Origin of the sequence: Pantoea sp. T14, from assembly GCF_036663535.1 — a bacterium.
GTDB classification, from domain to species: Bacteria; Pseudomonadota; Gammaproteobacteria; order Enterobacterales; family Enterobacteriaceae; genus Pantoea; species Pantoea phytostimulans.
In genome coordinates this window covers 130,068-148,281 of the sequence record NZ_JAWUEB010000020.1, presented here as the reverse complement: position 1 = coordinate 148,281, position 18,214 = coordinate 130,068, and the positions used below count along the sequence as shown (strand labels likewise).

Sequence of the window (18,214 nt, the reverse complement as noted above, 5' to 3'; positions counted from 1 at the left end):
TTCATTCGGATAAGAGAAAGGGGCCGGGAACCGGCCCTGAGATTAATACTTACGGGCTTGATCCAGGTGCGCGTTTAGGCTGTCGGCGACGCTTTGGGTGCGTTCTGAATCCGACGTCTGCGCCACGCCCACGTGCCACCAGCTGAAGTACTTATGAATCATGGTTTTTGGTAAGACTTTAATATCAATGAGCGTCGATACCGTCTGCTTCTTCGCATCTTCCAGCGCCGCTTTGAGCTGATCCAGCGTGGTCACACGATAGGTTTTGCAGCCGTAACCGGCGGCAATAGAAGCAAAATCAACCGGGACAAAACCCCCATCCAGCTTGCCACCTTCCGGGTTACGGAAGCGGAATTCGGTGGTGAAGCTATCCATGCCGTGTTCCATTTGCAGGTTATTGATGCAGCCGTTGGTCATGTTATCCAACAGCACCACGTTGATTTTGGCGCCTTCCTGAATGGATGTGACCAGCTCGGAGTGCAGCATCATGAATGAACCATCACCGACCAGCGCGTAAACCTCACGTTGCGGCTGCGCCAGTTTGACGCCCAGTGCGGCATTCACTTCATAACCCATGCAGGAATAGCCGTACTCAACGTGGTACGCGTTGTAATCTTTGGTGCGCCACACGCGTTGCAGGTCGCCCGGCAAGCTGCCCGCGGCTGCCACAATCACTGCATCCTTTGGGAGCTGCTCGTTTAAGGTGCCGAGCACGCTGCTTTGCGTGAGCAGGGATTGTGTCAAACGGTTGAACTCAGCAAATACCGCTTCGCGATCGATGTGATCGGCAATTTCTGGGGTAAAGCCTTCGCTGTATTCAACCTGATAAACACGCTGCGTCTCTTTCAGCAGTTTGCTTTGAGCCTGCTCGATTTGGTTGCCCCAATCGTTGCTGTAATTTTGGGAAACCAGCGCCGCGCTCAGCGCCGTTAATCCTTCACGCGCATCCGCTAGCAACTGCACGCCATCTAACTTGTAGCTGTCGAAATTACTGACGTTAACGTTGAGGAAGCTGACCTCGGGGTTCTGGAAAATCCATTTCGATGCGGTGGTGAAATCGGTGTAGCGCGTCCCCACGCCAATCACCAAATCAGCCTCTTTCGCCAGCAAGTTGGCGGCCAGACAGCCGGTTTCGCCGACGCCGCCCACGTTGAGCGGATGATCGGAAATGATTGTGCCTTTACCCGCCTGGGTTTCAGCAAAAGGGATTTGATAGCGTTCAGCAAACTGACGCAGCGCTTCGCCCGCTTCGGAGTATTTCACGCCACCGCCACAAACAATGATTGGCTTGCGTTTACGCACAATCAGCGAAAGGGCATCTTCTAACTGTGCCGCGGTGGGTAAGCGGCGATCCAGACGATGAACACGTTTTTGGAAGAAATATTCCGGGTAATCCCAGGCTTCGCCTTGCACATCTTGTGGCAGAGAGATTGTCACCGCGCCGGTTTCTGCCGGATCGGTGAGCACGCGCATCGCATTGATGCAGGCGGTCATCAGCTGTTCTGGGCGGCTGACACGGTCCCAGTATTTGCTGACGGCGCGGAAGGCGTCATTGGTGCTGATGCTGAGATCGTGCGCTTGTTCAATTTGTTGCAGCACCGGATCGGGCTGGCGGGTCGCGAACACGTCGCCCGGCAGCAGCAGCAGAGGAATACGGTTTGCCGTGGCGGTAGCGGCGGCGGTAATCATGTTTGCCGCACCCGGCCCAACGGAAGAGGTGCAAGCAATGATTTGACGACGCAGCGATTGCTTAGCAAAACCCGTCGCAGCATGCGCCATGCCTTGTTCGTTACGTCCCTGATGCACTACCAGATCGCCGCTATCCTGCTCCAGCGCCTGACCCAAACCCAGAACGTTGCCATGACCGAAGATGGCGAAGATGCCTTTGACAAACTTCGTCTCAACGCCATCAACATCAATGAATTGGTTATCAAGAAATTTAACCAGCGCCTGTGCAGTGGTCAGTCTGATTGTGCCCATATGCTCTTCCTTTACATGCTGGTGGTGCCTGAAATCCGAGCGCGGTAGGCGATGTAGAACCTCGGAAAAGGCGACCGGGGGTAATTGAAACGTGAAGCGATTATAAACAAATATATTTTTCATAAAATACGATTACAGAAGAAACATTTCATTTTGCGAGTGAGATCAAATTTAACGCCAAAACGGGGCTTTGATCGTTTTTGTCACGTCGTAAAGTGGAACGCCCGGTAGGCTTCACTGCCATATGAAAAATTTCATTTCATTTCAGTAGATTCCCCTTTTAATCAGGCTTTTCCTGCGATCTGTCTCACAACCCTGCAACAGCGGGTACTGGCGGGGTTGAATCTTTCCAGTATTGATAGCTTTCCAGAGTTTTACCTGGTTCACAAAATCGCGATGGATATTTCATTTCATATTGAATTTGGAATTTTTATTCCCCATACTTCGGAAATAGCCAATCAGGCACCTTGAGACCCCGGAAGCAAAGCGCGCGTTATCGGGCTTTTCGCCGACAGTGTCTGCTTATCACAGAAGGAAACCACAGGTATGAGTACACAACAGAAGCGGCTTGATGTGATTTGTATCGGACGCATCGCCGTCGATTTTTATGGTCAGCAAATTGGCGCTCGCCTGGAGGATGCCACCTCGTTTGCTAAATACCTTGGCGGTTCTTCAGGGAACGTGGCTTACGGTACGGCCATTCAGGGTTTGAAATCCGCCATGCTGGCGCGGGTGGGTGATGAGCATAATGGCCGCTTCCTGCGTGAAGAGTTACAGCGCGTGGGCTGTAATACCGAGGGATTGATTACCGATGAGAAACGTCTTACCGGCATGGTGATCCTTGGCATTAAAGATGAAGAGACCTTTCCGCTGATTTTCTACCGTGATAACTGCGCCGATATGGGCCTGGTGCCAGAAGACATTAAAGAGGAATTTATCACTGCTTCTCGCGCCGTGGCGGTTACGGGAACCCATTTATCGCATCCGCAAACGCGTGAAGCGGTACTGAAAGCGCTGGATATTGCCAAGCGCAATGGCCTACGTACCGCGCTGGATATCGATTATCGCCCGGTTTTATGGGGTTTGACCTCGTTGGGTGACGGTGAAACGCGTTTCATCGAATCGGCTCAGGTCACGCAGCAGCTACAAGAAGTGGTGCATTACTTCGATTTGATTGTTGGAACCGAAGAAGAGTTTCATATCGCTGGTGGCAGCACTGACACGTTAACCGCGTTGAAAAATGTGCGTCAGGCGAGTCAGGCGACGCTGGTTTGTAAGCGCGGTCCAATGGGATGCGTGGTGTTTGAAGGCGATATTCCTGACAGCTGGGAACAAACCAAACTGCAAACTGGCGTACGCGTAGACGTGCTAAATGTACTGGGCGCAGGCGATGCCTTTATGTCTGGCCTGCTGCGCGGCTGGTTGAATGATGAAGGTTGGGAGCAAGCTTGCCGCTACGCCAATGCCTGCGGCGCGCTGGTGGTGTCACGTCACGGTTGTGCGCCAGCCATGCCGACCAAAGCGGAGCTGGATGATTTCCTCAGCCGTGACAAAGACGTTAAACGCCCCGATCTCGACAGCCGACTGAACCATCTGCACCGCGTTACAACACGTAAGCAGCAATGGCCAGAACTGAATGTTTTTGCCTTTGACCATCGCAAGCAGCTCGCGGATATGGCGCGTGAAGCCGGTGTTGATGAAAGCAAAATTCCGCAGTTAAAAGTCCTGCTGTTAAGAGCAGCAGAAGAAGCGGCGCAAGAAGCGGGCCTGGAGAACAAGAGCGGCATTTTGGCCGACACCACATATGGGCAGAAAGCGCTGAATGCGATTACCGGAAAAAACTGGTGGATTGGCCGTCCGATTGAACTGCCAAGTTCACGGCCGCTACGTCTTGAGCATGGAAACATCGGTTCTCAGCTTATCGACTGGCCTACTGAACACGTGGTGAAATGTCTGGTGTTTTATCATCCGCATGACAGCGCCGAACTGCGCAAAGAGCAGGATGATCTGATCCTTGACGTGTGGAAAGGTTGTAACAAAAGCGGGCATGAGCTGCTGCTGGAAGTGATTTTGCCAGAGAGCAACCCGGACCATAAAGAAGCCTATTATCTGGAGATGCTGAGCCATTTCTACAGCCTGGGCGTTCAGCCAGACTGGTGGAAACTGCCACCGATGTCAGCAGAAACCTGGCAGGCGATAAGCGGCTTGATTGAGCAGCAAGACCCATACTGCCGCGGCATTCTGTTACTGGGACTTGATGCGCCAGAAGAAAAGCTGAAAGCAGGCTTTGCCGCCGCCGCTAAGGCACCGTGGGTGAAAGGCTTTGCTGTCGGACGGACCATTTTTGGTCAGCCTTCACGCATGTGGCTGCAAGGTGAGCTGGACGATCAGGCGCTGATTGATACGGTGAAAGGTAATTATTTGCGCCTCATTGGTTACTGGCGCGAAGCGCGAGGTTAAAGAGAGGATCGGGCGCGATATCGCGCCCGATAAGCCCTTCGGTGAGTCGGAACTCCCCATCAAATCACTTCAGCGTTACGCTCTTCACGATATTGTCGGCATCGCTTTGCGCTTGCTGCTGATTATCGCCTGGCAGCGTAATCTGCATCGTCATCAGCTTACCGTCCACTTTTGCCAGAATCACGGAGGACCATGAGGTCTGATTGTTGGCAGAAATTACCGTATCCAACTGCTGTGCGGGTTGGTCTTTCAGGGTAACGGATTTGTTCGATACCACCTGCAACTGCGGATCGCGGTTACGTTGCTGCTGCTCCATACGTTGCGACAGCACATCCAGACCATCGGTGGTTTCGTCACCCGCAATAACAATAATGGCGCGTGCACCTGTTTCGTCAGCATAAACATGCATGTTGGTGGTTTGATTGCCCAGTTTGCCGCTCTTATCAGACATGCCTGGCGGCAGCGAGAAGCTCAGCTTGCCATCCATCAGCGTGACGTTTTGACTGGATTGGCTGGCGCTCACACCGTTGTCGTTCGCCGCTTCGTCTTTTTTCTGGTCACAGGCGGCTAAGCCTAAAACCAGTAAACCCATTCCCGCATATTTCACTAGGTTACGCATCAGAATCCCTTTTATCTTTCCAGACAGCCGTTTATATACCTTACACCCTTCGCGTTGCAGGAAGGCGGCAAGCGTGTGAATCCCAGAGAGCTTACTCGGGTAAGTGACTGGGTGAACGCGCGCTGCCAACGCACCTGCAGCTTGAAGTATGACGGGTATACAACAGTAATCAGGTTGCAAACGCAACCCGATGATTGTCAGGAAATCTTAGCCTGTCGTGGCAAAAAGCTCTATTTCCGTTTAGCCGAAATTAACGTGTGCATTGTTGGCGTGCTCGGTCAGGCGTTTTAATGTGGCATTCAACAGGACACCGTAAGCGGGCAGGAAGAACACCATGCAGATCAACACTTTAAAAGTGTAATCTACTAAAGCGATCTCAACCCAATGCTGCGCCATAAACGGATCGGGACTTTGATAGAAGGCGATAGAAAAGAAGGCTAGCGTGTCGCTGATATTACCGAGGAACATCGCGCAGCCGGGCGCAATCCACCACTGTGGCAAGCGACGCAGGCGATTAAACACATGCACATCAAGGATTTGGCCCAGCGCGTAAGCCATAAAGCTGGCGCAGGCGATGCGGGCGACGAAAAGATTTACCTCTTCCAGCGCGTGCCAGCCTTGCCATTCGCCTTGATAGTAGAGGCTAGAAACAGCGTAAGAGATAAACAGCGCAGGGATCATCACCGCCAGAATAATGCGGCGTGCCAGCGCCGCGCCAAAAATGCGCACGGTGAGATCGGTAGCAAGAAAGATAAATGGGAAGCTGAAAGCGCCCCATGTGGTGTGAAAGCCAAAAATGGAAACCGGCAATTGCACCAGATAATTGCTGGAGGTGATCACCAACAAATGAAACAACGACAACCAAAACAGCGCGTGCATGCGCTGACGCGATGAAAATGCGATCATAATAAGCCTTTTTAGTGTTGGGGTGAGGGAACCCATTGCAGAAGATTGCCAGCAATATCCTGCGATTAAACGGATGAAAAAGCGGCGGCATCTTACCGCGTTGTGCTATTTATGCAATGGCTAATTTTAACGCAATCGTTATCGTCTTGCGTCGGTTTATTGACGCGCTAGAATAGCCGACCCACATCAAAACTGAGTCCATTATGAGCGATGCTTTTACTTCTGCCGACCATCAGCTCGATGCGCGCGGCCTGCGCTGTCCTGAGCCGGTAATGATGGTGCGTAAAACCGTCCGCAATTTGCAGGATGGAGAAACGCTGCTGATCATTGCCGATGATCCGGCGACGACACGTGATATTCCAGGCTTCTGCCGCTTTATGGAACATCGGCTTTTAGCCCAGCAGACGGAAACCTTGCCTTACCAGTTTCTGCTGCAAAAAGGGTTGGAAGGTTAACGGCGGCAGATAACCGCCGTCGATTTTACCGCGTTCGTGAATGCAGAAGCCGCAAGGCGTTTGCCGTGACCAGCGCGGTAGCGCCAGAATCGGCTAAAACCGCCAGCCATAATCCGGTTAATCCCATCAGCGTTGTCACCAGAAACAGCGCTTTCAGCCCCAGCGCCAGCGCGATGTTTTGGCGGATGATGCTGCGTGTTCGGCGGGCTAATGCAATCATGGGTGCCAGATTCGTCAGTTGGTTACGGGTTAATGCGGCGTCGGCAGCCTCCAGTGCGACGTCTGTGCCGCTGCCCATGGCGATGCCTAACGTTGCGGCTTTCATGGCAGGCGCGTCGTTGATGCCATCGCCGACCATCGCCAATGAAGAGTATTGACTGAGCTGACGAACCGCCTCGACTTTATCGGCAGGCAGCAGGCTGGCGCGGTAATCGATGCCAAGCTGCTGAGCAATGCTCGCTGCGGCACGCGGATTGTCACCGGTTAACATCAGGCTCTTAATGCCGAGTTTTTTTAACGCGGCTATTGCTGCTATCGCATCGCTACGCAGCTGATCCTGCAACGCCAATGCACCCAACGCTTCGCCATCACGCAGCACAATCACCAGCGTCTGACCGTGCGCCTCCTGCTCGGCAATCAACGTCTGCTGCGCTGGCGTCAGTGTCGTCACGCGTGCCGGGGCAAGTAATTCTATTCGTTGGCCTGCGACCTGTGCGGCGATACCACTTCCCGCGAGTGCCTGTTGTGAGTTGGCCTGCGGAATCTGCAGATCACGTGCCTGTGCAGCCGCAATAATCGCTGTCGCCAGCGGATGCGTGGAACCTTGCTCCACGGCGGCGCTGAGTGTTAACAGCTGTGCTTCGCTGATCCCGATAAACGGTAAGATGCGCGTAACCTGCGGTTTCCCGGCGGTCAGCGTACCGGTTTTATCAAACGCCAGCATGTGTAGCGAACTCAGCCGTTCCAGCGCTGCGCCACCTTTGATCAACGCGCCCTGACGAGCGGCAGCGGCTAACCCGGAAGTAATGGCGGCGGGCGTTGAGATCACCAGCGCGCAAGGACAGCCAATCAGCAATAACGTAAGCCCTTTATAAATCCAGGGTTGCCAGTCGCCGTAGCCCAGCAGCGGCGGTAGCACCATCACCAGTAGCGATAACAACATAATGGCGGGCGTATAAATGCGGCTGAAAGAGTCGATAAAACGCTCCACGGGCGCGCGATGGCTTTCGGCTTCTTCGATCAGTTGCAGAATGCGGTCAATGGCACTTTCGCCGGGTTTCGACGTGACTTCCAGTGTCACCAGCCGATCTACGCTGGTGGCACCCGCCATAATTTTTTCGCCGCTTTCGTGCGAGACCGGCAATGATTCTCCGGTTAATGCGCTTTCATCAAAGCTGGCGCTACCGCTTAACAAACGCGCATCGACCGGTAAACGCCCGCCCGCAGCAACTTCAATCACATCGCCGGGTTGCAACGCATCCAGTGCAATCTGTGAGCGCGTGCTGCCTTGAATACGCATGGCGAATTCTGGGCGCAGCGCCATCAGGCTAGTGACGCCGCTGCGCGCGCGTGAGGCAGCATAGGCTTCCAGGCGTTCACCCAGCTGGAACAGCAGCAGTACCATGGCAGCCTCTATATGCGCGCCAATGATTAATGCGCCCGCAGAGGCCAGCGTCATTAACATTTCAATCGTAAAGGAAGAGCCGCTGCGCAGTCGAAGCCAGGCGCTGTATGCTACTGGGCCTAGCCCAATCAGTGTGGTGACAACAAACAGGCGATCGCCCCAAACGGCGTCAAAGTGGCTAATTAACGCGCTGACCACCATCAGCACACCAAGCAGAATGAAACTGCGATTGGCTTGCCAGTGCGAAGGGGGAGACGTCTGGGTTTGAGATGATGACAGTGTGAAACCGGCTTTTTTTACTGCATTTTCAACGGTAATTTGCACATCACGATAGGCATCGACCACCAGCTTTTCACTGGAAAAAAGGATGCGGGCGGCGGCAACGTCAGGTAAATGGCGAACGGCGGTTTCAATCGTGCGGGCACAGCTGGGACAATCCATGCCGCTTACGCGCCAGCTGAATTGTTGCGTACTTTGCTGCGTTCTGGCGACTCGCCGGTCGCTTTCCTCTTCAGCTTCGCTAGCGGGGCCGGAAGGGCTATCGCCAGAACAGCAGGCAGGCGTATCTGATGAAATCGGCGTGGCAGCGCTAATAGAAAGTGTTGTCGGGCGAATGTGGCTTAGGTTGCAAAGGGGCTTTGATGCAGCATGCATGGTGCGGGATTTACCGCAGCCACAGGATTGATGTTGATGCATATGACCTCCAGAAGCGGGCGGAAGTGCCCGCTCTGATATCCTACACTCTGGAGTCAACTCCAGAGTCAAGCCTTTGGTCATTTTTTCTTCAGTAGAGCCACAGTGAACGCACAATCATGAAGTGACCGGCGAAATAGCAGGCTGCGATGATGGCGCTATCGGCGCTGAAACGGCGGCGATAATGAGAGATAAACCAAATAATATTGGCTAACAGCAACAGGCCGGCACCGACCATGATCGAAAAGCTGTAATCGGTTGGACGGAAGAAATATTGCTCGGTCGCCATCCAGGTCATGACCAATGTCATGCCAATAAAGGTACAGATTGGCCACCGCAAATCGGCCAGCTTGTTCCAAAGAACACCAATCACCACCACGCCAATAATCAGCAGCGTAAGGGGAATCGGCCAGAAGAAGCTCATCGTCATGTTAGCGGCAAAACTCAGCGTATAAAGCAGATGCGAAAGAAAGAACGCACCCAGCGCATAGAGCATTTTCTGACGCGGCAGCAGTGTAAGAGCATCGCCAACCAAGGTAGCGATTAACCCGGCAAGGATCAGATAATCGGTGGTGTTAAGCGTAGGTGCTTGCCATGCCAGGCCAACCAGCAGCAGAAGCGTAACCGGTTTAAACAGCCAGCGTTGCCATTGTGGACCACGATATGAGGCATCGACATACAGCCAACCGGAGAAAAGTACAGCGAGGAAAGACCAGAGCATTGTTTCTCCCTTTTAACCAAAAATGGTGAATGTTCCCAAAATGTCGATCTCAGTTTAGGTTACGCCTCAGCAATGTGACAATCAGGCAACTCTGGTTGTATGCTTGCCGCGCAATAAATCTCTCCTGTAACCGATTAAGAACGAGCGAAAATATGAGCAAACCACCGCTACTCTTTTTTATCGTCCTGGCCATTATCGCCGTGTTGGCGACCCGTCAGTTCATTAAGCAACGGCGTGAAGCTGCCGTGAATGATGTTTCACCGATCCGCAGTCTGACGGTTGAAGTGAAGACTAAACGCGAATTTCCAGCACCCAATCGCCGCTCACGTCAGCGAGAAGTGATTGCTGGTGAAGAGATGCGTTACGAAGCCTGGTTTCACCCACTGAACGGGGCAAGTGATATAAAAGTGCAGGTAAAAGAAGATGATTATCATCAAATGGATAAAGGATCGAAAGGCGAGCTAAAAATGCAGGGTTCGCGTTTTGTGAGTTTTACGCCTGTGCATTAAAAATATACGCCACGTATTTTCATAGAGAACAGGTATTTTAAGACAAAAATTATTGCTTACAATAGCGGTTAAACATTAAATGCAAAAGGGTTCATGAGAAATCATGAACCCTTTTTTATCACTCGCTTGAGGCGTAATCAGTGCTTAAGCTTCATGGCTGGTCGCTTTAGGAATATGCCCATGACTTCTTTTAAGAAACCGGCTTTCCAGCAAGTTCCATGAAGTAAACGCAAGTGTTACGGTTAATATAATAGTGAGCATAAGGCCGAGATAAGCATTCCTATCAAATACACCGAAATGCGTAAGAACCTGAATAATTGGCCAGTGATATAAATACATTCCGTAAGAAAGATCACCGAACTGGCTAATTTTAATTTCTCTGCAAAGGCCGGTGCAAAACAAAATAACAACGGATGAGAATGCAACAGGCTCAATAAGATAAGAGAAGGATGTGTTTTTAAAAATCACGAAAGCCACGAGTGAAACGATAGTGATTTCTTTAAGCTTATCAAAAATAGCTTGATTTGTAGCCAGCAAGCTGCCGAAGAAGAAATACGACGACAAAGCGATAAATTGTTTCGCCAAAGTGTCAGCTTTAGGTCCAGTATACACAGAAGTAAAATAGAAAAACCACACGCATGAGATAGCGAAGATAGTAGCATAAGTCTTAAATGGCTTTTTCACGAGTAATGGCACGATAAAAGGCAAAAGCACATACAAAGTGATTTCTGCTTTAATAGTCCAAAGAGAACCATCCATTGGTTGGTTCGGGTTATTCGTAAAAACACCCGGTAAAGAAGGCTGAATAAAATTCATAAAAGAAAAGTTTGCAATGACATATTTTATTGTTTCTTTATTAGTGATGAACTCTTTAAGCGGGAGGCTTGTAAGACAAACTCCAATGATTAAACACATCACTATTACAAAAATATAAGCAGGAAGGATTCTTTGAGCGCGCTTGACAAAATAAGATTTAATCGAGTTACTTCTTAAGTAACTTTTTGCAATAAGGAATCCGCTTATTGCAAAAAATCCTTTTACAGCAAAATCACTATTCAGGATATGAGCAAGAAAGCGTATGTCAGCATTTCGCGTTACTTCTGCTGTGTGCACTAACATGACGACAGATGCTAAGATTAGTCTTACTATATCAAAGTTGTTTTTTGAGTTCATTTTTAATTTCTTACATATGCTGATGAGTGAGTGAATAGAACAACGCTTGTGTAGGGTTTTTTTATAGAGAGGATCTTAAAGCCATTAGAATTTTAATCATTCTAAAAAGCAAGAAAGTATTTTTCGAATGGTAATAATCAGAATTTTCTCAGGTTAAGCGCAGAGCGCTAAAATAAAAATTTAGCGCTCATTCAATAGCTAATTACTTTAACAACTGATAAGACTGAGCTACTTCATATCCTACCACAGACTGCTTGCTTGAAATAGTGTTGTAATAAAGATAGTAGAGAACCATAAGAATAGTTACTGACACGGCAGCAACCTTTTTAAGTTTAAACGATTCATAAATACAAAGGGATATTAAAACAGGTTCGACCTGAAGAAGGTAGTTGGCTAGTCGACCACCAGAGGCATAATCTTGCAGTGCAAGTCTTAGACCACTGCCAATTGCAAATGTAATAACTATTACATAGTAGAAATTGAATTTTTCGGGAGCAATTTTTTTCAGTGAATTGTTTAAAAGCATAAAACTAAAAATAAATACGAAGCCAATGTTTTTTAGATTAGATAACGTCAAAATCCCTTGTTCTTGTGCGGAATCTTGGTTCGCGTAACCCATAGCCCTTTCACCGATAGAACCAATATGGCTCGATACGAGCGAGATAATTGCAGAGCTTCCAATAAATGCCATTGGTATACTTACCAGAACTATGGCAATAGGGATAAATTTGTTTCGCTTAACAATTAAACTGAGCGGTATTAATAACGCCGTAATCGCAGTTGCGTGGCTAATAAATGATAGGATAAAAAGCTTTACCATACCTTTTTTGTTTTTATTACAGGTATGATAAACAAAGCCCAGTAGAAATGCAGAACTCAAACCAAACCTGATCTGGTTCATGTCTTTATTTATAAAGAGGTGCGCGGAATAGACAGCCAATGCGACCATTGGTAATGGGGATAGCTTTTTAAAATAAAATGAATTAACACATACTGCAATCATGCAATATATGAAAATAAAAATGTCAGCATTTTTTGAAAATACTCTTGAAATGAGCGCAATGAAATAAATGGCGGGCTCATAACGGAAATCCTTTAAACTTTCCCAAAAACCTTTAATTGTAATTTTGGATGCGAACTGTGAATAGAAGTCACGGTACTGGAAATCATCAAGCCCTGTGCCAAGCCCACGAATCCCACCGAACGTAAAGAGAACACCTACAGCGACAATGTAGATATATAATCTTATCCACTTAGAATTTTCGTTATTACTAAGCACAACCTCAACAATCGCAAAGAATGTCAGGGTTAAGCTTATGATCCAGTAAATTCCCATAGCTCAACATTCTAATAGTTTTAAAACGTTTTTATACCATATGGTACTGCCTGCGTAAACATGAGAAAATTCTAATTTTTTATGCTTAGAAAGGCTTGTTTATCAGTGAATTTAATTTACATATAATCATTTTACTGTACTTAATAGTGGTGTTAATTAAGTGTAATAGTTTAGGCTAATAAATTTGAGGTGGAGCGTGAAAGTGAACATAGGTAAGAATTATATACAAATAGCCAGAGGGCGTTTGGTTTGTTTTCCTAATGTGTCTATAGTTAAATTCCTTGCTTTTTTGCTATGTGCTTTAGTTTTTTATTCACAAATGTCCTCCGCTAATGAGGATATTCCTATTTGGCCCGGAGCTAACTCAGGGAAAAATAAAGTAGTTGATTTCAGTAAAAATTCCACTGTACCTAATCGTGCAGTAACCCGGGTTTCTTCGCCAAACTTCATATATGTACCACCGAAAGTTCATAACAATCATACAGCCATTCTAATAGTTCCCGGTGGTGGTTTTTCCTATATCATGAAAGATCTTGAAGGGCTAAGAGTTGCTGATTATTTAAGTCAAAGAGGTTACTCATCATTTGTGCTTATTTACCGTATGCCAAAAGGCGGTAGTGATGAAAATAGAAATAATGCATTTTCGGATGTACAACGCTCCCTAAGAAAAATCCGCTCGATGAGTGTAAATAATGAAATATCCATAAACAAAGTGGGCGTGATGGGTTTTTCTGCTGGCGCTTATCTGGCTGCAAATGTAAGTAATAAGCCTAATGAAAACTATGGCCATAACAATGATGCAATAGATAGGCTAAGTGCCCGACCTGATTTTACTGCCTTGATTTATCCCGTTATCTCTATGAAAACGGGAATAACGCATCAAGGCACCCGGCAGGCTCTATATGGGAAAAGTACATCCCAACAAATTGGCAACGAGTTTTCGCAGGAAAATTTGGTCTCAAAACAGACACCACCAACATTTATCGCTCAAGCTTTGGATGATAAAGTCGCATCGCCACAAAATTCACTGCTGATGTTTGATGCTTTGCGCAAAATGAGAGTAAATGTTGAACTTCATTTGTTTCATGAGGGAGGGCACGGCTTCTCCACAGGAGCCGGTAAAACAATACCCGTTAGCGACTGGCTTGATCTTTTCTGTAAATGGCAGCAATCAATTGATAATGCGACGTAAGTCTGTTGAGCTGGCTTTACTTAAGAAAAATAAATAGAAACATTGTTCAAATTGTTTGACCAATGTTTCTATGAGAATAGTAATTATTTTTTTCTGGGGAAATGTTTTTTTTGCCAGGCCACCAGTTCAAACACGCCAAACAGGAAAACTTTTGCCTGCGTTAAGCGGTCGATGGGCGGCGCATCTTTGGTTTGCGTTGCGCGCAGTAACACCAACTGCAAGCCGTGCATCATAATCATGAAAAACAGTGCGACGTTAATGAAATAGGTCAACGGCTTCGGATACGGATGTATCACGTTGAACAGTAGAAATCCCCAAACGCACAGCATCAACAGGCGTCCTAAATTAAGTAACATCATGCGTCTCCTGTTGACGTTGATATAAACGATAAGCTACCTGACCTGCAATTTTTTCGCGGTGCAAATCCCAGTTCGCCGGTACTGGCGGCGTGCCATTTTCTACTTCGCTTTCGACGTAAATCAGCGCCTCTTCTGCCAGCCAACCGTTTTGCTCCAGCAGCAGTAATGTTTGCTCCAGCAAGCCTTTACGAAACGGCGGATCGATAAACACCACATCAAAAGGCTGGCCGGGCTGATCGAGCCAGGTCAACGCGTTGGTTTGAATCACCTTGCCGTGAGTGGCACGCAGCGTTTGCAGGTTTTTTTCCAACTGCTGCGCGACCGGACGTTCTAGCTCCAGCAGTGTTGCTGCACCTGCATAGCGCGACAGCGCTTCAAGGCCCAATGCGCCGCTGCCGGCAAAACAGTCCAGGCAATTAGCCTGTTGAATCACGGGCGCCAGCCAGTTGAACAGCGTTTCACGCACGCGATCGGTGGTGGGGCGCAGACCGGCGCTGTCTGGCACCGGCAATTTACGTCCGCGCCATTGACCGCCAATAATGCGGATCTGCCCGGCACCGCCCGTATTGCGGGGATTTTTTATCATCTTGCTCACAACTCGTCATAATTTGTTGCGTAGTTTAACGGGCGAAACGATGAGAAGAAACGTTAAAAAAGGGTGCTGTGGTGAGCTGGCTGGAAAGTGTTAGACTACTGAGTTGCTGAAGTCATGCATAATTCTGCGGTTTTGCGCCGGTCTGGCGTTTAATACCACTACTGATTTTACACCTGGGAACAGTGTGCGACCGGGATAAAGCCATCGAGGAGTGTAGTCACACAATGGCAAAAGAGAAAAAACGTGGCTTTTTTTCCTGGCTAGGATTTGGCAAAGAGGAAGAAACGCAAAAACCGGTTGAGACGCCAGAGCAGGAGCAGGAACAACAGCCTGCTGAAGCTGAGGTTCAGCAGCCGGAACATCCATCCCAGGCGCTCAACGAGGCCGAAGCGGACGCGGAAGAGACTGTCGCCATTACCGAAGCGGTGGCCGAACAGCAACGCGAAGCGGAAATTGAACCTGAACTCGAAACTGAATCTGAACCAGAACCTCAACTGATCGTCGCTGAACCCGACGTTTTGGCGACACCAGAAGCGGTTAAAGCCGATCCTGAAGCGCTGCTTGAAGTTGAGCCAGAAGTTGAACTTGAGCCAGAACCAGACGTGGCTGAAGTTGTCGACATCGACGTGGAAGACGTCGAAGACGACGCGCCACTCAGCGACGAAGAGCTGGAAGCGCTAGCACTCGCCGATGCAGGCATCATCGAAGAGGCGGAAGTCGTTGAGCCGGAAGATACCGTCAGCGATCTGCCGTTAGCGGCCGCACCCATCATTTCCCACGAGCAGGAACGTCCTACTAAAGAGGGCTTTTTTGCGCGCCTGAAGCGTAGCCTGGTTAAAACCCGTCAGAATCTTGGCTCGGGCTTTATCAGTCTGTTCCGCGGCAAGAAAATTGATGACGAGCTGTTTGAAGAACTGGAAGAGCAACTGCTGATCGCTGATGTTGGCGTGGAAACCACGCGTCGCATCATTACCAATCTGACGCAACAGGCAAACCGCAAACAGCTGCGTGACGCTGAAGCGCTATACGGTCTGCTGAAAACTGAAATGGCCGATATTCTGGCTAAAGTTGATGCGCCGCTGGATGTGACCGGTCAAACACCTTTCGTCATCCTGATGGTTGGCGTGAACGGCGTGGGTAAAACCACCACCATCGGTAAGATGGCGCGCCAGTATCAGGCCGAAGGCAAATCAGTGATGCTGGCGGCGGGTGACACCTTCCGTGCCGCTGCTGTTGAACAGCTTCAGGTTTGGGGCCAACGCAACAACATTCCTGTTATTGCTCAGCATACCGGCGCTGATTCCGCCTCGGTGATTTTTGACGCGATTCAGGCTGCCAAATCACGCGGCGTAGATGTGTTGATTGCCGATACTGCGGGTCGCTTGCAGAATAAAGCGCATCTCATGGAAGAACTAAAGAAAATCACTCGCGTCATGAAGAAGCTGGATGATTCTGCGCCGCACGAAGTGATGCTGACGCTGGACGCCAGCACTGGGCAGAACGCCGTTAGCCAAGCCAAACTGTTCCATGAAGCGGTGGGTTTAACCGGTATTACCCTCACCAAGCTGGACGGTACGGCCAAAGGCGGCGTGATCTTCTCGATAGCCGATCAGTTCAGTATTCCGATTCGCTATATCGGTGTTGGGGAAGGCATTGAGGATTTACGGCCGTTCAAGGCTGAAGATTTTATTGAGGCACTGTTTGCCCGAGAGGACTAATTGGGATGATTCGCTTTCAAGAGGTGAGTAAGGCATATCTCGGTGGACGTCAGGCGTTGCAGGGCGTGGATTTTCATCTGCGTCCCGGCGAAATGGCGTTCCTGACCGGCCATTCTGGTGCCGGTAAAAGTACGTTGCTGAAGTTGATATGCGGCATTGAACGTCCAAGCGCCGGACAAATTTGGTTTAGCGGTCATGATATTTCTCGTCTGCGCAACAGCGAGGTGCCATTCCTGCGTCGCCAAATCGGCATGATTTTCCAGGATCACCATCTGCTGATGGATCGTTCCGTTTATGAAAACGTGGCGATTCCGCTGATCATTTCGGGTGCCAGCGGCGAAGATATTCGTCGTCGCGTGTCAGCGGCACTGGATAAAGTCGGCTTACTCGACAAAGCGAAAAGTTTTCCGATTCAGCTTTCTGGTGGTGAACAGCAGCGCGTTGGTATTGCGCGCGCAGTGGTTAACAAACCCGCTGTATTGCTGGCGGATGAGCCCACCGGTAACCTTGACGATGCACTGTCGGAAGATATTCTTCGGCTGTTCGAGGAGTTTAATCGCGTTGGCGTAACGGTGTTGATGGCAACGCACGACAGCGGCTTGATTGCGCGTCGTCAGTATCGTGTGATGACGCTGAATCAGGGACGTTTGCATGGAGGCCACGATGGTCAATAAACGCAATAAACGCCCAGCGGCGCCAAAAGCGAAGCAGCCGTCAAAAAGCAAAGCGCTGAAAGGCGGCTGGCAGGAACAGTGGCGTTATGCCCTGCGCGGCACGCTGTCAGATATGTGGCGTCAACCGCTGGCAACGCTGTTAACGGTGATGGTCATTGCGATTTCGCTTACCTTGCCCAGCGTCTGTTACATGGTGTGGAAAAACGTGAGTCAGGCCGCGACGCAATGGTATCCCGCGCCGCAGTTGACGGTTTATCTCTCCAAAACGTTGGATGATACAGCAGCAGAAAACGTGGTGGCACAGCTTAAGCAAGTCGATGGTGTGGATAACGTCAATTATCTGACCCGCGAAGAAGCGTTGAACGAGTTCCGCAACTGGTCTGGGTTTGGTGGTGCAATGGATATGCTGGAGCAAAATCCGCTGCCGGCAGTGGCTATCATCACGCCGAAACTTAATTTCCAAAATTCAGACACCATGCAAAATCTGCGCGACAGCGTGGCGAAAGTGCAGGGCGTGGATGAAGTGCGTATGGATGACAGCTGGTTTGCCAGGTTAGCGGCATTAACAGGATTAGTCGGTCAAATTGCGTCGATGATTGGCATCCTGATGATCATCGCGGTATTCCTGGTGATAGGCAACAGCGTGCGGCTCAGCATCTTTGCCCGGCGCGACACCATCAATGTGCAGAAACTGATAGGCGCTACCGACGGCTTTATTCTGCGTCCGTTTTTATACGGCGGCGCATTGTTAGGCCTAAGCGGCGCGGTATTATCCTTGATCCTGTCGGAAGTATTGGTGTTAAGGCTGCAATCGGTAGTGGCTAACGTTGCATCGGTGTTTGGCACCACATTCTTGCTGGAAGGTTTTTCCTGGGATGAAGCGTTGCTGCTATTACTGATTGCCGCGATCATTGGTTGGATCGCCGCCTGGCTGGCGACAGTTCAACATTTACGTCGTTTTACGCCCCAGTAAACGCCTGCAACATTTTTTTGCTATAATGGTCCTCTGCTATCGACAAGGGAAAGCAGAGGATCTTTTCCCCGCTTTCCTTCTTGTCATCTGTGTGTAAAATATGCACCGCTAATATTGAACTTGTGGATAACTTTATCATCCAATAAGTAGCACAGATTGCTTTCGAACTTTTAGCGGCGTTGACATACTGTAGCGTCTGCTCAAGGACGACGGTTCAAAGAACTGTG

The 18,214-nt window shown here is 49.4% G+C and carries 16 protein-coding genes; 7 read left to right on the top strand and 9 right to left on the bottom strand.

Translation table 11 applies throughout. The annotated features are described in order from the left end of the window. Positions 1 to 42: 42 nt before the first annotated feature. Positions 43 to 1,980: a 3D-(3,5/4)-trihydroxycyclohexane-1,2-dione acylhydrolase (decyclizing) gene (gene iolD / locus SC127_RS08960; protein ID WP_243079884.1), complete on the bottom strand. Its 1,938-nt coding sequence runs from the start codon at positions 1,978 to 1,980 to the stop codon at positions 43 to 45. Between the two features lie 546 nt (positions 1,981 to 2,526). Here iolD and SC127_RS08955 point away from each other — a divergent pair. Then, the gene (locus tag SC127_RS08955; protein WP_215845346.1) at positions 2,527 to 4,440 is read left to right on the top strand and encodes a bifunctional 5-dehydro-2-deoxygluconokinase/5-dehydro-2-deoxyphosphogluconate aldolase; all 1,914 of its coding nucleotides are present in this window, start codon (positions 2,527 to 2,529) and stop codon (positions 4,438 to 4,440) included. Positions 4,441 to 4,504: 64 nt separating this feature from the next. Here SC127_RS08955 and SC127_RS08950 read toward each other — a convergent pair whose 3' ends face one another. Beyond that, a complete protein-coding gene (locus tag SC127_RS08950; RefSeq protein WP_243079883.1) occupies positions 4,505 to 5,059 on the bottom strand; it encodes a DcrB family lipoprotein in 555 nt (184 codons plus the stop codon). 240 nt (positions 5,060 to 5,299) lie between these two features. Further along, positions 5,300 to 5,965, bottom strand: a complete 666-nt coding sequence (locus SC127_RS08945; protein WP_243079882.1) for a 7-cyano-7-deazaguanine/7-aminomethyl-7-deazaguanine transporter — start codon at positions 5,963 to 5,965, stop codon at positions 5,300 to 5,302. Between the two features lie 203 nt (positions 5,966 to 6,168). Here SC127_RS08945 and tusA point away from each other — a divergent pair, with 203 nt between their 5' ends. Next, positions 6,169 to 6,420 (top strand): sulfurtransferase TusA, encoded by a 252-nt coding sequence (tusA, locus tag SC127_RS08940; RefSeq protein WP_215845348.1) that lies wholly within the window; start codon positions 6,169 to 6,171, stop codon positions 6,418 to 6,420. Between the two features lie 25 nt (positions 6,421 to 6,445). On the opposite strand, the gene SC127_RS08935 is transcribed toward tusA, so the two are convergent. Further along, entirely contained in the window at positions 6,446 to 8,740 is a 2,295-nt protein-coding gene (locus tag SC127_RS08935) for a zinc/cadmium/mercury/lead-transporting ATPase (protein ID WP_332625996.1), read from the bottom strand. 88 nt (positions 8,741 to 8,828) lie between these two features. Next, complete coding sequence (locus tag SC127_RS08930) at positions 8,829 to 9,458, bottom strand: lysoplasmalogenase (RefSeq protein WP_215845349.1); 630 nt, start codon at positions 9,456 to 9,458, stop codon at positions 8,829 to 8,831. A 152-nt stretch (positions 9,459 to 9,610) separates the two neighbouring features. Between SC127_RS08930 and SC127_RS08925 the strand changes: the two genes are divergently transcribed. Further along, complete coding sequence (locus SC127_RS08925) at positions 9,611 to 9,967, top strand: DUF2500 domain-containing protein (protein WP_243079880.1); 357 nt, start codon at positions 9,611 to 9,613, stop codon at positions 9,965 to 9,967. A gap of 144 nt (positions 9,968 to 10,111) precedes the next feature. Here the strand turns inward: SC127_RS08925 and SC127_RS08920 are convergent, their stop codons facing one another. Beyond that, positions 10,112 to 11,140, bottom strand: coding sequence for an acyltransferase family protein (locus tag SC127_RS08920; protein ID WP_332625995.1), 1,029 nt, complete (start codon positions 11,138 to 11,140; stop codon positions 10,112 to 10,114). Positions 11,141 to 11,342: 202 nt separating this feature from the next. Then, on the bottom strand, positions 11,343 to 12,476 hold the full coding sequence (locus tag SC127_RS08915; protein ID WP_332625994.1) for an EpsG family protein: 1,134 nt from the start codon (positions 12,474 to 12,476) through the stop codon (positions 11,343 to 11,345). 196 nt (positions 12,477 to 12,672) lie between these two features. Between SC127_RS08915 and SC127_RS08910 the strand changes: the two genes are divergently transcribed. Continuing rightward, positions 12,673 to 13,668 carry an alpha/beta hydrolase gene (locus SC127_RS08910; protein WP_332625993.1) on the top strand — a complete coding sequence of 332 codons (996 nt, stop codon included), beginning with the start codon at positions 12,673 to 12,675 and terminating at the stop codon, positions 13,666 to 13,668. Between the two features lie 83 nt (positions 13,669 to 13,751). On the opposite strand, the gene SC127_RS08905 is transcribed toward SC127_RS08910, so the two are convergent. Both SC127_RS08905 and rsmD read right to left on the bottom strand, forming a co-directional pair. Next, on the bottom strand, positions 13,752 to 14,024 hold the full coding sequence (locus SC127_RS08905) for a DUF1145 family protein (RefSeq protein WP_215848207.1): 273 nt from the start codon (positions 14,022 to 14,024) through the stop codon (positions 13,752 to 13,754). Beyond that, positions 14,014 to 14,613 (bottom strand): 16S rRNA (guanine(966)-N(2))-methyltransferase, encoded by a 600-nt coding sequence (gene rsmD / locus SC127_RS08900; protein WP_243079879.1) that lies wholly within the window; start codon positions 14,611 to 14,613, stop codon positions 14,014 to 14,016. The genes SC127_RS08905 and rsmD overlap by 11 nt, the downstream gene beginning before the upstream one ends. A gap of 233 nt (positions 14,614 to 14,846) precedes the next feature. Here rsmD and ftsY point away from each other — a divergent pair, with 233 nt between their 5' ends. The 3 genes from ftsY to ftsX are packed head-to-tail and all read left to right on the top strand — an operon-like array spanning position 14,847 to position 17,987. Next, positions 14,847 to 16,340 (top strand): signal recognition particle-docking protein FtsY, encoded by a 1,494-nt coding sequence (gene ftsY / locus SC127_RS08895; protein WP_332625992.1) that lies wholly within the window; start codon positions 14,847 to 14,849, stop codon positions 16,338 to 16,340. Positions 16,341 to 16,345: 5 nt separating this feature from the next. Further along, complete coding sequence (gene ftsE / locus SC127_RS08890) at positions 16,346 to 17,014, top strand: cell division ATP-binding protein FtsE (protein WP_215845351.1); 669 nt, start codon at positions 16,346 to 16,348, stop codon at positions 17,012 to 17,014. Further along, positions 17,004 to 17,987 carry a permease-like cell division protein FtsX gene (gene ftsX / locus SC127_RS08885; protein ID WP_215845352.1) on the top strand — a complete coding sequence of 328 codons (984 nt, stop codon included), beginning with the start codon at positions 17,004 to 17,006 and terminating at the stop codon, positions 17,985 to 17,987. Before ftsE ends, ftsX begins: the two co-directional genes overlap by 11 nt. The last annotated feature ends 227 nt before the right edge of the window (positions 17,988 to 18,214 follow it).

What these genes read in the sequence shown, in the direction of transcription:
- iolD (WP_243079884.1), bottom strand. Translation starts at nt 1,980, where the DNA reads ATGGGCACAATCAGACTGACCACTGCACAGGCGCTGGTTAAATTTCTT.
- SC127_RS08955 (WP_215845346.1), top strand. Translation starts at nt 2,527, where the DNA reads ATGAGTACACAACAGAAGCGGCTTGATGTGATTTGTATCGGACGCATC.
- SC127_RS08950 (WP_243079883.1), bottom strand. Translation starts at nt 5,059, where the DNA reads ATGCGTAACCTAGTGAAATATGCGGGAATGGGTTTACTGGTTTTAGGC.
- SC127_RS08945 (WP_243079882.1), bottom strand. Translation starts at nt 5,965, where the DNA reads ATGATCGCATTTTCATCGCGTCAGCGCATGCACGCGCTGTTTTGGTTG.
- tusA (WP_215845348.1), top strand. Translation starts at nt 6,169, where the DNA reads ATGAGCGATGCTTTTACTTCTGCCGACCATCAGCTCGATGCGCGCGGC.
- SC127_RS08935 (WP_332625996.1), bottom strand. Translation starts at nt 8,740, where the DNA reads ATGCATCAACATCAATCCTGTGGCTGCGGTAAATCCCGCACCATGCAT.
- SC127_RS08930 (WP_215845349.1), bottom strand. Translation starts at nt 9,458, where the DNA reads ATGCTCTGGTCTTTCCTCGCTGTACTTTTCTCCGGTTGGCTGTATGTC.
- SC127_RS08925 (WP_243079880.1), top strand. Translation starts at nt 9,611, where the DNA reads ATGAGCAAACCACCGCTACTCTTTTTTATCGTCCTGGCCATTATCGCC.
- SC127_RS08920 (WP_332625995.1), bottom strand. Translation starts at nt 11,140, where the DNA reads ATGAACTCAAAAAACAACTTTGATATAGTAAGACTAATCTTAGCATCT.
- SC127_RS08915 (WP_332625994.1), bottom strand. Translation starts at nt 12,476, where the DNA reads ATGGGAATTTACTGGATCATAAGCTTAACCCTGACATTCTTTGCGATT.
- SC127_RS08905 (WP_215848207.1), bottom strand. Translation starts at nt 14,024, where the DNA reads ATGTTACTTAATTTAGGACGCCTGTTGATGCTGTGCGTTTGGGGATTT.
- rsmD (WP_243079879.1), bottom strand. Translation starts at nt 14,613, where the DNA reads ATGATAAAAAATCCCCGCAATACGGGCGGTGCCGGGCAGATCCGCATT.
- ftsY (WP_332625992.1), top strand. Translation starts at nt 14,847, where the DNA reads ATGGCAAAAGAGAAAAAACGTGGCTTTTTTTCCTGGCTAGGATTTGGC.
- ftsE (WP_215845351.1), top strand. Translation starts at nt 16,346, where the DNA reads ATGATTCGCTTTCAAGAGGTGAGTAAGGCATATCTCGGTGGACGTCAG.
- ftsX (WP_215845352.1), top strand. Translation starts at nt 17,004, where the DNA reads ATGGTCAATAAACGCAATAAACGCCCAGCGGCGCCAAAAGCGAAGCAG.